Here is a 20128-nt window from a genome sequence, read left to right as displayed (position 1 = left end):
CGAAATGTTGATATACGTTATCATTTAAGCATTTTCAGTTCTTTTTGAGGATTTCCATCCCTTAAGCAAACTGGAAATAAGCTTGTATTCCTCTGATGACATTTGGCTATAATTGATTTATAATAGATCAATCAAATACATTTGTTGTGATTGCGATGATGAAGAATAGTACACATTTTCATCCGTTTGAAGAGAGTCTGCGGTGCTGGGAGCAGGTAACGGGCGATGTGGAATGGACTTCTGAGCAGCTGACCGAACGTTAGTAGGCCCAGCCGGAGCAGCCTCCGTTACCAACGTCTCGAGCGATTCCATTGTAATGGAATAATCAGGGTGGCACCACGGTTCATTCGTCCCTTTTTTCTACGGGAAGAATGGGCTTTTTTTATTATGTTTTAAGAAATGAGGTAAGAAATATGAAGAAAACGATTTTTTCTGGCATTCAGCCGAGCGGTTCCGTTACCCTCGGCAACTACATCGGCGCAATGAAACAATTTGTCGATTTGCAGCATGACTACAACGGCTACTTCTGCATTGTCGATCAGCATGCGATAACGGTGCCGCAGGATCGGCTTGAACTGCGGAAGAACATCCGCAATCTCGCGGCTCTTTACGTGGCCGTCGGACTTGACCCCGAGAAAGCGACCCTCTTTATCCAGTCGGAGGTTCCCGCTCATGCCCAGGCGGGGTGGATGCTCCAATGCGTCGCATATATCGGCGAGCTTGAGCGGATGACGCAATTTAAGGATAAGTCAAAGGGCAAAGAAGCCGTCGTGTCAGGACTGTTAACCTATCCGCCGCTGATGGCCGGCGATATTTTACTGTACGGAACGGATCTTGTTCCGGTCGGAGAAGACCAAAAACAGCATCTTGAACTGACCCGCAACCTGGCGGAACGCTTCAATAAAAAATACAATGACATCTTCACGATTCCTGAGGTGAAAATTCCCGAATCAGGCGCGCGCATCATGTCACTGGCTGATCCTCTCAAAAAAATGAGCAAATCAGATCCGAACCAAAAGGCATACATCACGCTGCTTGATGAGCCGAAGCAGCTCGAGAAGAAAATCAAGAGCGCCGTGACTGATTCTGAAGGCATTGTAAAGTATGATAAAGAAAACAAACCGGGCGTTTCTAATCTTTTGACGATCTATTCTATTTTAGGAAACACATCAATTGAAGAATTAGAAGCTAAATATGAAGGCAAAGGGTACGGTGAATTCAAAAGCGATTTAGCCGAAGTCGTTATCGGCGCATTGACACCGATCCAAGAGCGCTACCGTGAATTAATTGAGAGCGACGAGCTTGACCGCATTCTCGACGAAGGAGCGGCGCGCGCAAACAAAACGGCCGGCAAAATGGTGAAGAAAATGGAAAACGCCATGGGTCTCGGACGGAAAAGAAGATAAAGAAAAGAGGCGGGAGAATCCCCGCCTCTTTTTTTAGTTCACTTTTGATTCCTGCTCCATTTCCCAAAGCTTTTCGAAAAACGGCTGCCCTTTAATCAAATTTTCACAGAACGCAAGATGTTTATCTGACCAGCCTTCAATTGTTTCATTGTAAAGCATGTCCCAGATCTCTTCAAAGCTCATCCGTTTGATCTGCTCATACATATGCGGATTCCATTCCGTGTACCAATACACAATTTCCGCACGGTTTTTCAGCCCTTTCAGCTGGTCGAGCGCCATAAACATCAGCTGCTTGATCTGCCGCTCTTTTCTCGTCAGCCCTCTGACATGCTCCGGCGCCAATGACAAAATGTGATATTCCTTTGAAGACTCCAATTGCGCCGGCACAAATTGAAACGATTCCGGTTCTACATCCTTTACCATTTCATAAACAAGCTGCTCCTGTCTCGGAATCAGGCGGCTCTTTCTGACCGGAATGGTATATCCGATCGTATCCACGGCAATGATGCCGATCCCGTCTGTCACGACAAAACAGTACTCCAGCTTTGTCCGCTCATGATTTTTTCGCACGTATGACTTTTGATGGACTTGGTCTAGCAGCTCTTTCGGAAGCTCTGATAAGTCGTTTTCTATGTAATGAAATAATACCGACGGCACTCTGAGCAGCGGCGTCTGATCCAAAAGCTCAACCGTGTCTTCCTTCCGCCATTCGTGAAAATGGCACACATTGTAGCCGTTTTCTTCCCCTTCAAACCAATTGACCCATACATCATGAAGAAATAACATATTCGACCCCTCACTTTATAAAAACTGTTGTCCACAGTATAGGCAAGGGATAGATAAATTATTCCATTTCAATATGAGATTTCCGCATTACGGAACTGGATTTCCGACTGCATTGCAACAAAAAAATCTCCCGTTCCGTCCGGGAGATCATTTCACATTTTTCGGATCAAGCGCATCACGCAGCCCGTCTCCGACAAAGTTAAAGCACAATACGGTAAGAAGGATCAACAAACCCGGGAATAACGGATACCACCAAGCCTGAATCATAAGCGTAAAGTTCTGTGCATCCTGAAGCATATTGCCCCAGCTTGCGATCGGCGGCTGAATCCCGAAACCGAGATAACTTAATGTAGATTCCGCCAAAATAACCGTTCCCACCTTTAATGTGGCTGAGACAATAATCGGTCCGAGCGCATTCGGTAATATATGAGAAAAGATGATGTGATGATTTTTTGTACCGATCGTCTTTGCAGCTAATACAAACTCTCTGGAACGAAGCGATAAAAACTCCCCTCGGACAAGACGTGCCGTTGTTGTCCAGCCTGTAAGGGAGAAAATTAAAATTAATTTATCCATTCCGGGCTGAAAAATCGTAACAAGTGTAATAAGCAAAAATATATCAGGTATGGATAATACGATATCAACGGTTCTCATGAGAACGGCATCGACAATCCCTTTAAAATATCCGGCAACGGCTCCGACAACTGTCCCGATTGTAATCGCGCCGATCACAGAAGCGAATCCGACAAGCAAGGAGACGCGCGCCCCGTACAGAACCCTCGTAAAGATGTCTCTTCCGAATTTATCAGTTCCCATTAGATGTTTTAAGCTCGGCGGCTTCAAACGATTGATAAGAGATTGACTCTCCGGAGAGTAAGGAGCGATTACCGAAGCGAATAAGGCTGACAAGATGATGATGGTTAATATAACGGCTCCGATTACAGCTAGTTTATTTTGAAAGAACTTTTCGAAAAAAATCTTCGTCATTGTTTCCGGTTTGGATTGAATATTTTCCTTTAATTTTACTTCGCTGGGGGGTGTGCCGGTATTTGGCTGTAACATTTGACTCTCACCTCTCTTTGTTAATATTCAATGCGGGGATCAACCAGCGCATATAAGATGTCCGCAATTAAATTCCCCACCACAACCAAAACAGCTGAAATGACCGTCATGGCCATGATAACCGGATAATCCCGCGAAAAGGCTGAATCAATAAACAATTTGCCGAGACCCGGCCAAGTAAAAATCTGTTCTACCACTACCGCTCCCCCGATAAATGACGGTATCATCAGACCAAAAATAGTGATGACAGGAAGAAGTCCGTTTCTCAAACCGTGTTTAAAAATCACTTTATTATCTCGGAATCCTTTCGCACGCGCCGTTCGTATATAATCCTGTTTTAACACATCAAGCATACTGGATCTTGTGTATCTCGTTATCCCTGCCATGTCTGCCGTGGCGAGCACAAAAGCAGGCAGAATCAAGTGATGCAATCGGTCAAATATGTTAAAGTCAGCATTCAAAGTGCTTACTCCGCCAGTGGGAAACCACCCTAGATTTACAGATAAAACCATGATTAAAATCAAACCGAACCAAAAATTCGGAATGGCAAGCCCTAAAAATGAAGTAACAGTTATCCCGTAGTCCAATTTTGAATAAGGACGCTTCGCTGACAGAACGCCAAATGGAATAGAAATAAGAAGAGCGACAAGGGTTGAGAAAAGCATAAGCACAATCGTATTCGGTAAGCGGGATAAGATAAGTTCAGAAACTGGAGTGCCTTTCTTGACGATAGAAGTCCCGAAATCCCCTTGCAGCATATTCCCCAGCCATTTCACATATTGAACAGGTTCCGGATCATTCAACCCGTATTTTTCAATGAATTTCGCCCTGTCCGCTTGACTGATTGTAGGGTCCATCATAAGTGACATCGGATCTCCCGGCGCTGCTTTCATAATGGCAAACGACAAAATTGTAATGCCTAAGAGAATCGGCAAGGACATTAATGTTCGCCTTAAAATATATGTAGCCATATTCTTGTCCCCTTTTTAAATAGGATAAGAGAGGAAAGGAACCTCCTTCCCTCTCCAGGGCTTTTGCTATTTTTGATCCAGCCACCATTTTCCAATATTGTACAAGTCATTTTTAGGATGGAATACATAGCCTTGTAAATTATTCGGCATCGCTCTGTGGTAATTATAATAGAATAAGAAGCTGTACGGCTGATCTTCAGCAATCAATTTGTATATCTCTTCATATTTCTTTTGGTATTCTTTTCTGTCAGTAATTGTCTTCGCTTCTTCAAGCAGCTTATCGACTTTCGGGTTTTTATACCAGATATTATTCAGCCCGTTTTTCGATTGGCTTGAATGGAAGATAGAGAACTGATCCGGGAACGTTGCAAGACTCCATCCGAGAAGAAGAGCGTCATAATCCCAATTAGGGGCACTTGTCTGTTCAATTAACGCACTGAATTCAACAATTCGCGGTTTAGCCTCAATTCCCACTTCTTTTAGTTGCTGCTGAACGACAACAGCTAAATCTTCACGAATTTTATTGCCTTGATTCGTTTTAATTTCAAACGAGAATTTTTTTCCGTCTTTATCAAGGTAGCCGTCACCGTCATGGTCTTCCCATCCGGCTTCTTTTAGCAGCTGCTTTGCTTTCTTCGGATTATAATCAAATGTCGGCACTTTAGACTTCGGATAATTCCATGACAGCGGACTCTCAGGAACATCCGCTACCTTACCGTCTCCGTTCAGCACTTGATCCACCATTGCCTGCCTGTCAAGAGCGTAAGTCAATGCCTGACGCACTTTTTTGTCCTTAAAGATCTCTTTTTTCTCATTCCAGCCAATATAGCTGTAGTTTAAGCCAAGATCAGATTTGACCTTCACATTTCCAAACGTTTTAACCGTATCAAAATCTGTGCCCGGCACAACGAAGAAATCAATATCCCCCGCTTTTAACTGAGCCACGGCAGCGTTAGAATCAGGTATTGTTTTTACTGTCACTGTATCAAGGTAAGGTCTGCCGCCAAAGTAATCATCATTTGCTTCCAGTTTGACATACTCGCCCTTTTTCCACTCAACAAACTTAAACGGACCGGAGCCGATTGGATTTTTACGGTTAAATTCATTCTCTCCCAGATCTGCAACTGGCACCTTACCCAATATATGTTTAGGCAAAATGCCGTAACTGTCGAGAACGACATTATAGAAATAGGCATCTTTTTTCTTCATTTTAAACTGAATTTCATATTTTCCTTTTTTCGTTACGGATTTAAGGGACTCAAAACCCGAGCCACGCTCACCGTTGTAATCTTTGTTAAGAGGGATGCTGTAGGTGAAAACAACATCATCGGCCGTCAGCTCTTTTCCATCATGGAATTTAACGCCTTTTTTCAGTTTTACATCATACGTTAATCCCCCGTCAGCTTCTGTTACTTTTTCAGCCAGCGACGGCTTGACGTTTAATTTCTCATCAGTTTCCAATAATGTGCTGTAAATCATTCCTTCAATATCAGAACTTGCAACATCGGTAGAATAAAGTGGATTAAAAAGTGTGGGTTCCCCGGTTGACCCGACAACCAAATCTCCGCCTTTTTGCGGTTTTCCTGCCGGTTTGGATTCGGTGCTTGTGGATTTTGAGCCGGAGCAGGCTGACAGGAAGATGGCGAGCGCCATAAAAACACTTAGCATCATCAGTGCGCTTTTACGTAATTTCATATCAATTCCCCCTTTGTGATATATATGCAGCAAACTGGTTATGTAATCCGGCATACCCCCTCTCGAAGCTTGTCATTTCAGGCATATAAATGGCAGGCGACGTAATGGCCGGGAGCGGCTTCTTCAAATGCCGGGATTTGTTCCTTGCAGATCGGTTTGGCCATCGGGCACCGCGTGTGGAACACGCAGCCTTTCGGCGGGTTTACCGGGCTTGGCAGTTCTCCTTTCAGGATGATTCGTTCCCGCTTGACGGCGTCTTTTTTTCTCGTGACGGGCACTGAAGACAAAAGCGCTTGCGTATAAGGGTGAAGCGGATTGCCGTACAGCTCGTGTTTATCGGTCAGCTCCATCATTTTCCCCAGATACATGACGCCGACTCTGTCGCTGATATGGCGGACAACACTCAAATCATGAGAAATAAACAAATAGGTCAGGTTGAATTCTTCCTGCAGTTCTTCCATCAGATTGATGACCTGGGCCTGAATGGAGACATCGAGTGCGGAAACGGGTTCATCCGCAATAATCAGCTCGGGATTCAACGTCAGAGCCCGCGCAATCCCGATCCGCTGGCGCTGCCCCCCGGAAAATTCATGCGGATAGCGGTTTGCAAAGCTCGGATGAAGGCCGACTTTCGCCAGCAGCTCCTCCACTCGCTCGTTCCGCTCGCTCATGCTGTACATATGGTGAGTCTGGAACGGCTCTTTAATGATGGAACGCAGCGTTTTCCTCGGGTTAAGGGATGCGAAGGGATCTTGGAAGACCATCTGGATGTTTTTGCGGACGCTTTTTCTCAGCTTTTCTTCAGATAAGCCCGAGATATCCTGACCCTTAAAAAGAATCCGGCCGTCTGTCGGCTTGTATAAACGGATCATCGTCCTTCCCGCCGTTGATTTGCCGCATCCTGATTCACCGACGATGCCGAGCGTCTCCCCGCGCTTCAGTGAAAAAGAAACGCCGTCAACAGCCTTTATATCACCGACTTTCCTTTGAAAAAAACCGGAGCGGATCGGGAAATATTTTTTTACGTCTTTCAGCTCTAAAATCGTTTCTTGGCCTGCAGCTGTCATTTTGATTGGGCACCCTCTTCCTCATATAAAAAACATCTTACAGAACGGCCGCTTTCATGCGTTATCAGCTCCGGCTGCCCTGTTTTGCATTTGTCCATCGCTTTTGAACACCTCGGGGCGAATCGGCAGCCTTCCGGAAGATTATCCGGTGTCGGGACACTGCCTTTGATCGCTTTTAATGTATCAATCTCTCCATCTATCACCGGTATGGAGTTTAACAGCCCTTCGGTATACGGATGAAGAGGGTTTAAAAATAAGTCCTCCACACTCGCGCTCTCTACGACTTGTCCGCAGTACATCACGATCACCCTGTCGGCGGCTTCGGAAACCACACCTAAATCGTGAGTGATCAGCAGAATGGAAGTATCGAATTTTTTGCAGAGGTCTTTCATCAGCTCCAATACTTGGGCTTGTATCGTCACATCAAGCGCCGTCGTCGGCTCATCAGCGATCAGAAGCTTCGGATTGCAGCTGAGCGCAATGGCGATCATCACCCTCTGTCTCATCCCTCCGGAAAGACGGTGCGGATATTCTTTCATCACTTGTTCCGCTCTGGAGAATCCGACGAGCTCCAGAAGCTCAACGGCTTTTTTAGCCGCTTCTCTTTTATTCATTTTTTTATGGTATTCAAGCACTTCGGTAATTTGTTCGCCGATGGTCAGCACCGGATTCAGGGAAGTCATGGGCTCCTGAAAGATCATAGAGACGTCATTTCCGCGGATTTTGCAATATTCGTTTTCGGTGAAGGAGGCCAGGTCCCTGCCTTCAAGCTTAATCGAGCCGTCCATAATTTTTCCGCCCGAGCCTTGGACAAGTCCCATAATAGAAAGCGAGGTGATGCTTTTGCCCGAGCCGGATTCTCCTACAAGAGCGACGGTTTCGCCTTTGTTAATGTGAAAATCAACCCCGTCGACTGCGGGGATCGGCTGTTTCTTTCTGAAAAAATAGGTCTTTAAATTATTCACTTCTAATAGTGTGCTCATGATACGCCCCTTTCTCATTCCGCTGAAGCAGAGGGAAACATACGTTTCGCTATCACAAAATATAGAATAGTCGAAAAATTTTATAGTTGTATATTATTACATCATTATTACAAAAGCAAGAATTTTTTAGGATAAATGTAATATCCTTAAATAATTTCCATTCTTTTAATCTATTAATGCGTTGCCTCCAGAAAGGTTTTTGAAGGGATGGCCAATGCTTCTTTTACTGTTTTTTGATGGTCGGTTAAATATTTTTTTACTATATTGAATCCGACAGCATAGCCGAGCATTGAGGGGAAGTATCCTTTTCCGTATAACAGCTGGGAAAACATTCTGCTGTCTCTCGTTAAGCGGAGGTTCGGCTTGACTCTTTTTTCAAACAGAAAATCAAGCTGCTCAGGCGTATAGTATGACGTCCATTCCGCCGTAAGACTTGAGCCGAACCGCTCATATACAGCATATTCTGCCAGCCCCTCCATCATGATTGTATCAAGAAATGTCTCATCTTTTTCGTCCTTTGTCACATGTTCTAACCGGCAGACGTGATTATATTCATGTGTCATAAGGGCGGATACAGCTGAATTGGAACTATCCGACGATAGAAAGAGGAACATTTTGTCCCGAAAGGCCAGACCGGATTTTGATCCGAATTCCTGACGGATTTTCCGGTTTCGTTCATCGACGGGCAAAACTACGATCGGCACGTCCGGCCCGTTCCACTTCTCCTTTAAATAGGCTTCCTCCTTTTGAATATGACTGTAGCATCCTTTTTCTTTCAGCCGTTTACTGGTCCTGACGCCGTCCTTCAAATGGCGGAACATGCCGTGGTTTTGCAGCATCCCGAGTATCGGCTTCCACTCTTTCTTATCGGCCCCTGAAAAAAGCGGCAAAAGATGCGGGGCCAGATCATTTACGGATGCCGCCTTTTCCATCCATTGATATGTCTGCTTGACGCTCATACCGGTTCGCCTCCTCTTGTTGTTATCATATGCACGCACAAAAAAACCGGCCACCTTTTTCAGGCAGCCGATCAAAACTGTATTATTGATATTTTTTAAAGATCAAAGTGGCATTATGTCCGCCGAAGCCGAGCGAGTTGCTGAGAACGACGTTGACATCCTGCTCGCGCGCTTTGTCCGGTACATAATCTAAATCACACTCTTCATCAGGTGTTTCGATGTTAATCGTCGGCGGGATAATGCCGTCTTTAATGGCCATGACGGAGAAGATTGCTTCAATTCCTCCGGCAGCGCCTAACAAATGACCTGTCATTGATTTTGTCGAACTGACGGCAAGCTTGTACGCATGATCACCGAAAACGGTCTTAATGGCTTTTGTCTCGTATTTATCATTGTAGTACGTGCTTGTGCCGTGAGCGTTGATGTAATCAATTTCTTCAGGCTTGATGCCCGCATCTTTGATTGCTTCCTGCATCGCTCTGGCACCGCCTTCCCCGTCTTGGGCAGGCGCGGTAATGTGGTAGGCGTCACCCGTTGAGCCGTAGCCGACAATTTCCCCGTAGATTTTCGCATCGCGGGCAAGGGCATGCTCAAGCTCTTCAAGCACGATGATCCCCGCGCCTTCTCCCATGACAAAGCCGTCACGGTTTTTATCAAACGGGCGGCTTGCCGTTTTCGGATCAGGATTTGTAGAAAGGGCTTTGTTTGCACTGAAGCCCGCAAATGACATTCTTGTCAGCGGCGCTTCTGTTCCGCCCGTAATCATCGCATCGGCATCGCCGCGCTGAATGACTTTAAACGCGTCACCGATAGAGTTCGTTCCCGTCGCACATGCCGTCACCGTACAGGAGTTGACTCCTTTTGCTCCGAGAGCGATTGAGATTTGGCCTGTCGCCATATCAGGAATCATCATCGGAACAAAGAACGGGCTGACCCTTCTCGGCCCTTTTGTCAGGAAGATTTCGAATTGGGATTCAAGCGTTTCAAGACCGCCGATTCCGGACCCGACCCAAACGCCGACTCTCGGCGCGATCTCATCTGTGATGTTAAGACCGGCATCTTGAACGGCCATTTTCGCGGCTACGACAGCGTATTGCGTGAAGCGGTCCATTTTTCGCGCTTCTTTTTTATCCATGTGATTTTCAATATTGAAATCTTTCAGTTCAGCAGCTACTTTCGCCGGATACTCGTCCGATTCCACACGTGTGATCGGTCCGATTCCGGATACGCCGCCGATTGCATTTTTCCAGCTTGTTTCGGCGTCGTTTCCAAGCGGAGACAGGGCTCCAAGCCCTGTAACGACTACTCTTTTTTTACTCATCTTGTGTGCACCTCACTTTTTTTTATCGTCCCCAGCGTATTGCTATGGCGCCCCATGTCAATCCTCCGCCGAAACCGACCATGACGATGACGTCGCCGTCTTTAATTTTGCCTGCTTCCAGTTCCTCTACTAATGAAATCGGAATGGATGCTGCGGATGTGTTTCCATATTTATGGACTGTTTTAGACATCTTTTCAACCGGAAGCTCCAAACGTTCCCGTGCCGCTTCCATGATGCGGATGTTTGCTTGATGCGGAATCAAAAAGTCTACGTCCTCTTTGGAGAGGCCGGCTTTTTCAATGACATTTACACTCGATTCACCCATTTGCCGGACGGCGAATTTGAATACTTCTCTTCCATGCATGATTGTATGCCCTTTTTCATCTAAGTACAAGTGCTGGCCGCCTGTACCGTCTGCTCCGAGCTCAAATGACAGTATGCCTCTGTCGTCGCTGACCGGTCCGATGACCGCCGCTCCGGCTCCGTCTCCGAACAGCACAGCCGTATTGCGGTCGTCCCAGTCGGTAATGCTTGAGAGCTTTTCCACGCCGACCACGAGGACATGTTTGTATGTTTGCGATTCAATGAATTGTTTGGCGGTTACGATACCGTACATAAAACCCGCACACGCGGCGCTGATATCCATCGCGCACGCTTTTTTGGCCCCGAGCTTCTCTTGTATCATACAGGAAACGGTCGGGAAAGACTGGTCAGGAGTAACCGTCGCCACGAGGATCATATCAAGCTCCTCAGCGGAAATGCCGGCCTGATCAAGCGCTTTTTGCGCAGCCTCAGCGGCCATGCCGGATGAATACATATCTTCCGCGGCGATTCTTCTTTCTTCTATACCTGTTCTCGTACGAATCCACTCGTCCGATGTATCTACCATTTGTTCAAGATCATGATTTGTCAGCACTTTTTCCGGGATGTAACGGCCGACGCCAAGAATTCCAGCTTTCATTGGAAAAGACTCCTTTTTTATAATGAATTTAAAACTAATTAGTTATGATCAATTATTAGTATCAGGTACTAATTCTACCCTATTTTTTTTCTGTTGGCAATATATTCGTCTAAACTATCGGACGCTTCTCCTCATAGAATAAAAGGAAGACGAAAGGAGGCTTCACTATGGATATTTTCTCCAAAATGATGTTCGGCGATTCCAGAGACCGGGATAAAGAACCGGAAGAAACCCCTGAGCAGCCTCAGGCTGAAAACGAAGAAGAGATCGATTACAACCACGTGATGAATCAGCTGGGATCCATCATGAACTCTCTGGATCAATTAAAGCCCGTATTTAAAGACTTCGCGCCGATGGTGTCCGCTATAAAGAAAAAAATCATGTGAAAAGCCACTTCATGAAAAGTGGCTCTCTTTATTTATTCAGCTCCCCGGCATCAGATCTGCCAAGCTCATACGCTTCCGCCATGACCGATGTAAACAGGTCCATAAACGGCTGAATCATTTCCATAGACAGATCTATGCCGGATTTCTCAAGCTCCGCCTTTGCTTCCGGCAGGTATTTCATCGCGATCTGCATAAATTCAAGAGACTTTTCATGCTGCATGTGTATCCACCTCTATTCATTTGACGGCAGTTCATTTGTTCGGTTATACGTTTTTACAAGGTCTGAGATTTTGTCTTGAAATGCTTTGTCCACCAGAGGGCTGAACGTCCCCATTTCAACGACTCCTTCCCTGAAATCAAAGTTGTGATCTCCGCTCTTGAGCGTACCTTTATTATATTGCTCGGCAATTAATGTATAGGCTTTATCTACGTTTTGCACCGTGCTTGTCAGCACCGTGTTTTTGCCGAGATTCGATTGCTCGGCGACATAGCCGATGGCGTAAAGCCCGTCTTTTTTGATTTGCTGAATGACAGGAACATTATACCCGTCTCCGGCCGGATATACAACATCCGTGCCTTCCGCTTTTAACTTTTCGTAAAGATGCAGCGCTTCATTGCCGTTATCCCAGTGGTCCGTAAATTCAGTATTGACGGTGATATCGGGTTTTTCATATTTCGCCCCTTTGATAAAGCCGTCTACTTCAGGCTGCCACAAAAAGGAGGCGATGACGCCGACCTCATTGGTTTTTGACATATGGGCGGCCGTCATTCCCCCGAAAAAGCCCATTGCTTCTCCCATAAGATGAACGCTTGTGACATTATCGCTTTTCGCCGTTCCGTTTGCGACGACGAATTCCATGTCGGGATAATCCTTGCTGATCATATTGAAGATTTCCTCGTATTCATTTCCGTGCCCGTATAAAAGATTGACTCCTTTTTTATGAAAATCATCTATCGCTTTTAAAATATCTTCATCGGATCTGATATTTTCTTTATAATAAACGTCAACGTTAAATTCAGATTGTATCGCTAATAAACCTTTGTAACCTTTTGTGCCCCATACCAAGTCACTGATGGTATCAGGAAAAAGCATTCCGACCTTCTCAATTTTTCCTTTAAACGGAGTTTGTGCGCATCCGCTCAATAAAAGGAGGAGAGAAAAGATCATGACAAGCCTGGTGATCAAGCCATGTTCAACCCCTTTTCAAACTCATAACATATATAATTGATATACGTTTATTGTAGCGGTAATGCACATAACATGGAAGGTATTTCTTAAAAAATGTCGAATATTGATGAAAATTGTCTTTTCCACTCTTGAATTTTTTCTTCCGCTTCCGTTTTTTGCGTTTTTTCTTTTATTTCCAGGGTAATAATCTGATTTTCGTCTTCTGTGCCGTCAGCCTCAAGCTGATTCATCAGCCCGCAGACTGCGTCTTCTAAAAAGATCCTGCTTTCGCCATCTTCTTTTGCTTCTGTCCACGGACCGTAAAGGGGAGGAAGGATAATCGCTTTTGCCGTATCCCGCTGACCGTTTTTTTTCCAGTCTCCGTGATCCTCACTGTAAACAATCCAATATAAAGGCTCAGCCCTTTCTTCAGGCAGACACCCGCTCCCGTATTGAACGCAGATACGATCGTATTCCTTTTCACCGATTTCATCTATTATTTGAAAAAGCCCGTTTCTCGCGAGCCACATTAAACGTTCTTCTAAATACAGCTGCCTCGTTTTGTCCTCCGGTTCTGCCAAAATGACATCGACATGCACACCCTCATCCATCAACCGTTCGCACAATGAAAGGCCGAGAAATTCATCTGCTCCAATGATCAGCGCTGTCTTCATCACATCTGCCGCCTTTCCGGTTTTTCATTCGCACACAAGCCAAACAGCCCTCTGAAAAGAGATGGCTGTTGTATTCTATTCATTACAGGTCTTTTTCATGACTGCGGAAAAACCGGCAGATGGCTCTGTACATACGCGCAGGGTTCTCAAGCAGGTGATACGTGATATCAGTCTTGCTTCCAGTCTTTTCCCGGGCTTCTTTATACGCGTTCGCATGCAGGGTGTACGGGTACGGCGCTCCGGTCGTTCTTTGCCATATATGTACCGGCACGCTGGTGCGGCAGCCGGTAATGGTCTGATAGCTCAGTGAGCTTGCCTCTTTTTCAGAAACACCGAAGCTTTGTGCCGTTTCCCTCAGGAACTGCTTATAAAAAAACTTATTTTCTTTCTCTGATTCAAAATGGGCTTGAAGATCAAGACAAGGATCTAACATTGCGGCTGAACGGATATGCTCCGGTGAAGACTGCAGCAATTGATCGGCGATAAGGGCGCCCATGCCTTCTGCGAGCAAGTGTATTTTCGGATTGAGGGTTTCTTGTTTCAGCACATAATGAACCAGCTGTCTGGCGTAAAGAGCGGCTTTTTCCGAACCCCAATGCCGTCCGTATAAATTGCTGTTAAAAATGGTGTACCCTCTGTCAAGCAGCACATGTAACAGCTGCTTTCTCCCTTCATGTTCGAGCCAAAAGCTTGAGTCCCGGCTGACAAAGTGGGTTCTGTCCCCCAGAATAAAGATACAGAAGCCGTTCGGCCGATACGGCAGATGGATGACGTTCGGCTCAGATCCGAATTGGAAAAATCTTTCCGTAATCCCCATGCCTGCCCGCCTCCTTTTACTCCTAATCTCTCTATTGGCTATCATATGTAAGAAGAATGAAAACGGATCGGATAAACTCCTATTTGCTGCTATGTTTTGGCTATTATCCCAAGCACAGGAACCGAATTTTCCTTCAGACGGCCGGACAGGCGGGCACATGTCAGTTTCAGGCGCGCTTTTTGATGAGAAAATGACCTTCCGCCCGCGCCTTATGTATGGTATGATACAACGTAGAATAAAATGAAGGACGAGGTGGAAACGTGCGGTTTATTATCGGTTTTATTTGGACGTTCCTTTTAACACATATGGCCTGTTATTTGGTCGCCTCCATGAACAGCGCGGCGTACAATTTCAAGCAATCATCCGTTATTGCCGTAGTTATTGCGGTGCTTGTCTTTGTTCTTGCGGAGATCATGCCTGTCAAACAGGATGCAAGCCAGCATTAAATAAAAAAACCTGCTATTCAGCAGGTTTTTTTGTGTTCACGGTTTTCGTTGATACGTCCACAATCTGTTGTGGTTTGAAGTTTCAGGGAACATTTCTCCCACCGTAAGCTTAATTTTTTGCGGGTTTTTGACCATGCTTCCCGTTTCGCCGATTTCAACGTACACACCGTTATTCGGCGCTTTTTGTCCCGGGCGGAATTGATGCTGCTGTCCCACGTCATTTCCTCCTTTTTCTTTTTTATGTAGTATGCGCTTGTATGCGGAGAAATATCAAAAACCGCTGAATGAGATTCAGCGGTTTTTTTGTTCATCCTGTTTGTAAAGAAGAGCTTTCAGGAGCGCTTTTTGCGCGTGAAGCCGGTTTTCCGCCTGCTGGAATACCGCAGAGTTCGGGCCGTCGATAATCTCGGACGTGACCTCTTCCTCCCGATGCGCGGGCAGGCAATGCAAAAATGTATAGTCAGGTTTGGCGAGACTGACGAGTGAGGCGTTGACTTGATACGGGGCAAACACATTCAGCCGCTGCTGCGTCTCTTCCTCCTGCCCCATGCTCGTGAAGACGTCGGAGTAAATCACGTCTGCATCCCGCACCGCTTCCTGCGGATTTTCGGTAAGGGTGATTTTCGCTCCGGAAACAGCCGCCGCTTCTTTTGCGGCATTCACCGCCTCTTCCTCTGCTTCATAGCCTTTCGGCGAAGCAACCGCAATGTCACAGCCCATTTTTGCGCAGCCGATCATAAGTGAATGCGCCACATTATTTCCGTCACCGATATAGGCAACTTTTACTCCTTTCAGTTCTCCTTTTATTTCTTGTATCGTTAACAGATCCGCGAGTGCCTGACACGGGTGGTACCGGTCGGTCAGCCCGTTTATGACGGGAATGTCTGCATGCTCGGCAAGCTCTTCGACTTTTTCATGTTCAAAGGTGCGGATCATAATGGCATCAACGAATCCGGACAGCACCTTCGCCGTATCCGCGACCGTCTCCCCCCGCCCAAGCTGCAGGTCGCTGCTTGAAAGAAATAGTCCCGTTCCCCCGAACTGGGCCATTCCCGCTTCAAAAGACACGCGTGTGCGGGTTGAAGATTTTTCAAAAATCATCGCCAATGTTTTCCCTTGGAAAATCGGCTGTATCGGATGTTGTTTTAATAATGAAGCTTCTGTCAGAAGCGCATTGATGTCTGACGGGCTGACATCTTTTAAGGAAAGAAAATCTTTGCCGTACAAATGGGTTAATGTGTGTTCCGCTTTTATTGTGTGCATGATGCCACTTCCTTTTGATAAAGATCTTTGAGCGATACAGGCTGAGGTTTGCCGGAGCCGCTTGCTAAAAATGCCTTTACGGTTTCCGGTTCAGTAAAGACCGTCACACCGTGCGTCATGGCTTCGATCCGTTGTTTACGCGCTTCTTCAGAGTGATTGAAATTGATATGGACCGCTTTATCCTTTCGCTCTGCCCATGCCGGGAACGCATCTTTGCATACGGTAAATCCCGCCTCTTGAGCCTGACGTTCCAATTCCGCATCACAGCCTTCCAGATAGATGCTGCCTTTTTTCTCCCAAACGTGCGCGTAGATTTTTTTCAGGGCGCTTTCTGCGTCAAACGCGACACACATGCCTTCTCCGGTCGACTTCATTTCCGGCCCGGGCTTTACGTCCACATCCTGAATGGCGTGAGAAGAAAAAACCGGGAATTTCACTGCCGTTCCGTGCTGATTTTGAACCTCGGGCTTGATGTCTTTAAGGGAAGCGCCGGCCAGCAATCTGGCGGCAAGCGGGATCATCGGCACCCCCATCACCTTAGACACGACAGGAACCGTGCGGCTTGCCCGCGGGTTCACTTCAAGAACGAGAATATCCCCTTTTTCATCAATGACAAACTGAATGTTCATGATGCCTTTAAAAGCCAGTTTTACCGCGATTTTTTCGGCGGCCTCTTTTATATTCCGCTGCATATCAGGTGTGACAGACGGACCCGGAAGAATCGCAAAACTGTCGCCCGAATGGACGCCGGCGCGCTCAATGTGCTCTGTGTAAGTCGGCACGAATACTTCATGTCCGTCGGAAATCAGATCGATCTCCAATTCTTTTCCTGTAATGTACTGATCGATCAAAATCGGATACGGCATGCCCGCTTCATTTTCCAGCAGTTCTGACATTTGCGCTTCTGAATCAACGATAATCATGCCCATCCCCCCGATGACATAAGACGGACGGATCAGCACGGGGTAGCCGATTCGGCTTGCTTTTTCCGTTGCTTCTTCTTTTGAATAAGCGGTTTCGCCTTTGGCATGTTTCAGGTCAAGGTCATCAAGCAGCTGATAAAACAGATCCCGATCCTCCAGCGCATCAAGGGTTTCAAAGGATGTTCCGAGCAGCGGAATGCCCGCTTTTTCCAGCGGTTCAGCGGCATTGATCGCGGTCTGTCCCCCAAACTGGACGATGGCAAAATCAATGTTTTCATATTCCGCCACGTTTAAAATATGTTCTGTCGTCAGCGGTTCAAAATAAAGCCGGTCGGCGATTTCATAATCCGTGCTTACTGTTTCCGGATTGTTATTGATCATAATCGTTTCAAAACCCAGCTTTTGCAGGGTCAGAACGCCGTGGACGGCACTGTAATCAAATTCCACTCCCTGACCGATGCGGATCGGGCCTGAGCCGATGATGAGGGCGCGTTTTTTCTCTTTTCGGCTGATATCTCCGTCGCTTTCCCCGAGGTAGGTGGAGTAGAAATAATTCGTCTTGGCATCAAATTCAGCGGCGCATGTATCTACGATTTTAAACGACGGGACGATGCCTGATTTCTTTCTGAGAGCACGGATGTCTTCTTCCGTTTTTCCTGTGAGAGATGCGATCATAACATCCGTGAAGCCCTTTACCTTCGCCTGCTTTAAAAGCGGGAAAGACAGATGATCCCCTTCTTCCATCAGCTTGTTTTCCAATGTGATGATATTTCGGAATACATGAAGAAAAAACGGGTCAATTTTTGTTTTGGCATGGATGTCTTCTATCGTTTCACCGCGGCTTAACAGTTCCATGACGACGAAAAATCTCCGGTCATCCGGCGTTACCGCTAATTCCCACAGCTGATTGATCGTACAGCCGCCGAGTTCAGGCAGGCGGGTGCCGATCGTTTTCAGCTCAAGGGAGGCCGCCGCTTTTTGAATGGCCGCTTCCATATTTCTTTCGATCGCCATGACCTCTCCCGTCGCTTTCATCTTCGTTCCGAGCGTGCGGTCGGCATGTTTAAATTTATCAAACGGCCAGCGCGGGAATTTGACGATGACATAATCAAGCGCCGGTTCAAAGCTTGCATAAGTAGAGCCCGTCAGCGGATTTTTCAGTTCATCAAGCGTATAGCCGACGGCAAGTTTCGCCGCCATTTTGGCAATCGGATAGCCGGTCGCTTTTGACGCGAGAGCTGAAGAGCGGCTGACACGCGGGTTCACTTCAATGACATAGTACTGTTTGCTGAACGGATCCAGCGCAAATTGAATGTTGCAGCCGCCGACCACATCCAGCGCCGAAATAATCGCCAGGCTTGCTGAACGCAGCATCTGATATTCTTCATCCGTTAACGTCTGGGACGGTGCGACGACGATGGAGTCTCCTGTATGCACGCCGACGGGATCGATGTTTTCCATATTGCAGACGGTGATGCATGTATGATTGCTGTCACGCATGACCTCATATTCGATTTCTTTAAAACCGGCGATGCTTTTTTCGACGAGGCATTGGCTGATCGGGCTTGCTAACAGCGCCTGTTTAATAAGCGTCTGAAACGATTCTTTCGTTTTCGCGATTCCGCCTCCCTTTCCGCCTAGCGTGTACGCCGGTCTCAGAATGACTGGAAACCCGATAGACTCAGCGAAGCGGAGGGCGTCTTCTTCGTTGTCGACGATTTCGCTTTCCGGAACGGGCTGATCGAGCTCTTTCATCAGGGCGCGGAACTGCTCCCGGTCTTCGCCTTTTTGAATGGTTTCCACCGATGTTCCCAAAAGCTTGACGTGATGCTTCTTCAGCACGCCTGCTTCTTCAAGCTTAACGGCTAAATTCAATGCCGTCTGGCCGCCCAAATTGGCAAGCAGACCGTCCGGTTTTTCTTTTTCAATAATAGCCTCGATGCTGTCGGTTGTGAGCGGTTCAAAATATATTTCATCGGCAAACGCCTCATCCGTCATAATCGTTGCCGGGTTGTTGTTGACTAGAATAACGCGGTATCCTTCTTCTTTCAGAGCCATGCAGCCCTGCGTTCCTGAATAATCAAATTCAGCCGCCTGGCCGATGATGATGGGGCCGGAGCCGATGACTAATATGCTGGAAATGGTTGTATCTTTAGGCATGAGCGATTTCTCTCCTTGCTGGTATCACTTTCTCTAGAAATTCATCAAATATCCACTCGCTCTCAGCCGGTCCGGGGTGAGCTTCAGGGTGGAACTGGACGCTTAATACGTGAAGGCGCTTATGAATGAGCCCTTCCACTGATGTATCATTGACATGATGAAATCTGATGGACAGCTCGTTTTCGTCAATTGATGCTTCATCAACGACATAGCTGTGGTTCTGGCTTGTCATAAACACCCGTTTCGTTTTCCGGTCAATGACGGGATGGTTGGCACCCCTGTGGCCGAACGGCAGCTTATACGTATTTCCTCCGAAAGCCAGAGCAATCAGCTGATGCCCGAGGCAAATGCCGAGTGCGGGGAAATCACTGAGTAATGATGTAATCCGGTTCATGTACGGCGCAATCGCTTTCGGGTCGCCCGGGCCGTTTGAGAGCACGATTCCGTCAGGCTGAATGTCGTAAACAGCGTTCATCTGCTGATACGGAATGACCGTTACTTTACAGCCGCGCTTTACAAGTGACGAGGCGATTGATTTTTTATAACCGAAATCAATCAGCGCAATATGCCGGTCTCCGTTCCCCATTGACGTGATGTCTTCAGACTGCGCCAGCTCCGCCGGGTTTTCTGTTCCGGATGCTGCTGCGGGAATCTCTCCTGTTGTTGACACGGCAGCGTTCATCGTGCCGCCGGAGCGGATGGTTTTGACGACGGCCCGTGTGTCCACTTCGGTTAAGAGCGGGATGTTCCATTTATTTAAATACTCTCTCAAGCTTGAGACTGCTTCATGGTGAGAAAAATGTTCACACGCTTCATAGACGGCAACAGCCTTGACTTGAGGAATCTTACTTTCAAGGTCTTTTTCATTAATTCCGTAGTTTCCGATCAGCGGATACGTAAAGACGATGATCTGGCCCTTATATGACGGGTCTGTAAGCACTTCCTGATAGCCCGTCATACCGGTGAAAAAAACAGCTTCGCCAACACAGCGGGCCTCTTTTTCAAGTTCACCGCCGAATGATGTTCCGTCTTCCAATACTAAATAGCCTTTCATCTAAAGCCCACCTCTTGATGAATAAT

General features: G+C 46.7%; 20 protein-coding genes and 1 other annotated feature. Of the genes, 3 read left to right on the top strand and 17 right to left on the bottom strand.

The window, feature by feature from the left end; genetic code table 11:
* Positions 1 to 146 precede the first annotated feature (146 nt).
* Positions 147 to 358, top strand: a binding site (T-box leader).
* A gap of 55 nt (positions 359 to 413) precedes the next feature.
* Positions 414 to 1406, top strand: a complete 993-nt coding sequence (gene trpS, locus SB847_RS01340; protein ID WP_012117281.1) for a tryptophan--tRNA ligase — start codon at positions 414 to 416, stop codon at positions 1404 to 1406.
* 33 nt (positions 1407 to 1439) lie between these two features.
* Here the strand turns inward: trpS and SB847_RS01335 are convergent, their stop codons facing one another.
* From SB847_RS01335 to SB847_RS01295, 9 genes are all read right to left on the bottom strand, one after another.
* Positions 1440 to 2192 (bottom strand): YjbA family protein, encoded by a 753-nt coding sequence (locus SB847_RS01335; RefSeq protein WP_038457621.1) that lies wholly within the window; start codon positions 2190 to 2192, stop codon positions 1440 to 1442.
* 147 nt (positions 2193 to 2339) lie between these two features.
* Positions 2340 to 3254 (bottom strand): oligopeptide ABC transporter permease, encoded by a 915-nt coding sequence (gene opp4C, locus SB847_RS01330; protein ID WP_007409117.1) that lies wholly within the window; start codon positions 3252 to 3254, stop codon positions 2340 to 2342.
* Between the two features lie 20 nt (positions 3255 to 3274).
* On the bottom strand, positions 3275 to 4225 hold the full coding sequence (locus SB847_RS01325) for an ABC transporter permease (protein WP_410577289.1): 951 nt from the start codon (positions 4223 to 4225) through the stop codon (positions 3275 to 3277).
* 66 nt (positions 4226 to 4291) lie between these two features.
* Positions 4292 to 5920: a peptide-binding protein gene (locus SB847_RS01320; RefSeq protein WP_410577287.1), complete on the bottom strand. Its 1629-nt coding sequence runs from the start codon at positions 5918 to 5920 to the stop codon at positions 4292 to 4294.
* Positions 5921 to 5997: 77 nt separating this feature from the next.
* Positions 5998 to 6987, bottom strand: a complete 990-nt coding sequence (locus SB847_RS01315; protein WP_410577285.1) for an ABC transporter ATP-binding protein — start codon at positions 6985 to 6987, stop codon at positions 5998 to 6000.
* On the bottom strand, positions 6984 to 7970 hold the full coding sequence (locus SB847_RS01310) for an ABC transporter ATP-binding protein (protein ID WP_029325950.1): 987 nt from the start codon (positions 7968 to 7970) through the stop codon (positions 6984 to 6986). Before SB847_RS01310 ends, SB847_RS01315 begins: the two co-directional genes overlap by 4 nt.
* Before the next feature lie 173 nt (positions 7971 to 8143).
* Complete coding sequence (locus SB847_RS01305) at positions 8144 to 8929, bottom strand: DUF2268 domain-containing putative Zn-dependent protease (RefSeq protein WP_029325951.1); 786 nt, start codon at positions 8927 to 8929, stop codon at positions 8144 to 8146.
* Between the two features lie 82 nt (positions 8930 to 9011).
* Positions 9012 to 10250 (bottom strand): beta-ketoacyl-ACP synthase II, encoded by a 1239-nt coding sequence (gene fabF / locus SB847_RS01300; protein ID WP_410577283.1) that lies wholly within the window; start codon positions 10248 to 10250, stop codon positions 9012 to 9014.
* 22 nt (positions 10251 to 10272) lie between these two features.
* A complete protein-coding gene (locus SB847_RS01295) occupies positions 10273 to 11211 on the bottom strand; it encodes a beta-ketoacyl-ACP synthase III (RefSeq protein ID WP_007409122.1) in 939 nt (312 codons plus the stop codon).
* A gap of 167 nt (positions 11212 to 11378) precedes the next feature.
* Here SB847_RS01295 and SB847_RS01290 point away from each other — a divergent pair, with 167 nt between their 5' ends.
* Positions 11379 to 11597, top strand: a complete 219-nt coding sequence (locus SB847_RS01290) for a hypothetical protein (RefSeq protein ID WP_007610579.1) — start codon at positions 11379 to 11381, stop codon at positions 11595 to 11597.
* Between the two features lie 28 nt (positions 11598 to 11625).
* Here SB847_RS01290 and SB847_RS01285 read toward each other — a convergent pair whose 3' ends face one another.
* The 4 genes from SB847_RS01285 to SB847_RS01270 all read right to left on the bottom strand — a co-directional run bounded on the left by SB847_RS01285 (position 11626) and on the right by SB847_RS01270 (position 14256).
* The gene (locus SB847_RS01285; RefSeq protein WP_003155061.1) at positions 11626 to 11817 is read right to left on the bottom strand and encodes a ComZ family protein; all 192 of its coding nucleotides are present in this window, start codon (positions 11815 to 11817) and stop codon (positions 11626 to 11628) included.
* A 12-nt stretch (positions 11818 to 11829) separates the two neighbouring features.
* Positions 11830 to 12783, bottom strand: coding sequence for a BMP family ABC transporter substrate-binding protein (locus SB847_RS01280; RefSeq protein WP_007610578.1), 954 nt, complete (start codon positions 12781 to 12783; stop codon positions 11830 to 11832).
* A gap of 89 nt (positions 12784 to 12872) precedes the next feature.
* A complete protein-coding gene (locus SB847_RS01275) occupies positions 12873 to 13439 on the bottom strand; it encodes a Rossmann-fold NAD(P)-binding domain-containing protein (RefSeq protein WP_082997832.1) in 567 nt (188 codons plus the stop codon).
* 82 nt (positions 13440 to 13521) lie between these two features.
* Positions 13522 to 14256: a lipase family protein gene (locus tag SB847_RS01270; protein WP_038457610.1), complete on the bottom strand. Its 735-nt coding sequence runs from the start codon at positions 14254 to 14256 to the stop codon at positions 13522 to 13524.
* A 260-nt stretch (positions 14257 to 14516) separates the two neighbouring features.
* Here SB847_RS01270 and SB847_RS01265 point away from each other — a divergent pair, with 260 nt between their 5' ends.
* Positions 14517 to 14702, top strand: coding sequence for a YjzD family protein (locus tag SB847_RS01265; RefSeq protein WP_007409129.1), 186 nt, complete (start codon positions 14517 to 14519; stop codon positions 14700 to 14702).
* A gap of 36 nt (positions 14703 to 14738) precedes the next feature.
* On the opposite strand, the gene SB847_RS01260 is transcribed toward SB847_RS01265, so the two are convergent.
* The 4 genes from SB847_RS01260 to SB847_RS01245 form a co-directional block, all read right to left on the bottom strand.
* A complete protein-coding gene (locus tag SB847_RS01260; RefSeq protein WP_003155070.1) occupies positions 14739 to 14918 on the bottom strand; it encodes a YjzC family protein in 180 nt (59 codons plus the stop codon).
* Positions 14919 to 14993: 75 nt separating this feature from the next.
* Positions 14994 to 15965: an ornithine carbamoyltransferase gene (argF, locus tag SB847_RS01255; RefSeq protein ID WP_038457606.1), complete on the bottom strand. Its 972-nt coding sequence runs from the start codon at positions 15963 to 15965 to the stop codon at positions 14994 to 14996.
* On the bottom strand, positions 15953 to 19048 hold the full coding sequence (carB, locus tag SB847_RS01250) for a carbamoyl-phosphate synthase (glutamine-hydrolyzing) large subunit (RefSeq protein WP_410577280.1): 3096 nt from the start codon (positions 19046 to 19048) through the stop codon (positions 15953 to 15955). The genes argF and carB overlap by 13 nt, the downstream gene beginning before the upstream one ends.
* Entirely contained in the window at positions 19041 to 20102 is a 1062-nt protein-coding gene (locus SB847_RS01245; RefSeq protein WP_410562875.1) for a carbamoyl phosphate synthase small subunit, read from the bottom strand. The genes carB and SB847_RS01245 overlap by 8 nt, the downstream gene beginning before the upstream one ends.
* Positions 20103 to 20128: the final 26 nt, after the last annotated feature.

The sequence above is a fragment of the Bacillus sp. SIMBA_026 genome, assembly GCF_046535335.1.
Taxonomy (GTDB): Bacteria; Bacillota; Bacilli; order Bacillales; family Bacillaceae; genus Bacillus; species Bacillus velezensis.
Note: the sequence above shows the minus strand (reverse complement) of the source record. Positions and strands in the feature narration are given on the sequence as shown.

Excerpts from the sequence above, each read along its gene's own strand:
- trpS (WP_012117281.1), top strand. The coding sequence starts at position 414 with ATGAAGAAAACGATTTTTTCTGGCATTCAGCCGAGCGGTTCCGTTACC.
- SB847_RS01335 (WP_038457621.1), bottom strand. The coding sequence starts at position 2,192 with ATGTTATTTCTTCATGATGTATGGGTCAATTGGTTTGAAGGGGAAGAA.
- opp4C (WP_007409117.1), bottom strand. The coding sequence starts at position 3,254 with ATGTTACAGCCAAATACCGGCACACCCCCCAGCGAAGTAAAATTAAAG.
- SB847_RS01325 (WP_410577289.1), bottom strand. The coding sequence starts at position 4,225 with ATGGCTACATATATTTTAAGGCGAACATTAATGTCCTTGCCGATTCTC.
- SB847_RS01320 (WP_410577287.1), bottom strand. The coding sequence starts at position 5,920 with ATGAAATTACGTAAAAGCGCACTGATGATGCTAAGTGTTTTTATGGCG.
- SB847_RS01315 (WP_410577285.1), bottom strand. The coding sequence starts at position 6,987 with ATGACAGCTGCAGGCCAAGAAACGATTTTAGAGCTGAAAGACGTAAAA.
- SB847_RS01310 (WP_029325950.1), bottom strand. The coding sequence starts at position 7,970 with ATGAGCACACTATTAGAAGTGAATAATTTAAAGACCTATTTTTTCAGA.
- SB847_RS01305 (WP_029325951.1), bottom strand. The coding sequence starts at position 8,929 with ATGAGCGTCAAGCAGACATATCAATGGATGGAAAAGGCGGCATCCGTA.
- fabF (WP_410577283.1), bottom strand. The coding sequence starts at position 10,250 with ATGAGTAAAAAAAGAGTAGTCGTTACAGGGCTTGGAGCCCTGTCTCCG.
- SB847_RS01295 (WP_007409122.1), bottom strand. The coding sequence starts at position 11,211 with ATGAAAGCTGGAATTCTTGGCGTCGGCCGTTACATCCCGGAAAAAGTG.
- SB847_RS01290 (WP_007610579.1), top strand. The coding sequence starts at position 11,379 with ATGGATATTTTCTCCAAAATGATGTTCGGCGATTCCAGAGACCGGGAT.
- SB847_RS01285 (WP_003155061.1), bottom strand. The coding sequence starts at position 11,817 with ATGCAGCATGAAAAGTCTCTTGAATTTATGCAGATCGCGATGAAATAC.
- SB847_RS01275 (WP_082997832.1), bottom strand. The coding sequence starts at position 13,439 with ATGAAGACAGCGCTGATCATTGGAGCAGATGAATTTCTCGGCCTTTCA.
- SB847_RS01270 (WP_038457610.1), bottom strand. The coding sequence starts at position 14,256 with ATGGGGATTACGGAAAGATTTTTCCAATTCGGATCTGAGCCGAACGTC.
- argF (WP_038457606.1), bottom strand. The coding sequence starts at position 15,965 with ATGCACACAATAAAAGCGGAACACACATTAACCCATTTGTACGGCAAA.
- carB (WP_410577280.1), bottom strand. The coding sequence starts at position 19,048 with ATGCCTAAAGATACAACCATTTCCAGCATATTAGTCATCGGCTCCGGC.
- SB847_RS01245 (WP_410562875.1), bottom strand. The coding sequence starts at position 20,102 with ATGAAAGGCTATTTAGTATTGGAAGACGGAACATCATTCGGCGGTGAA.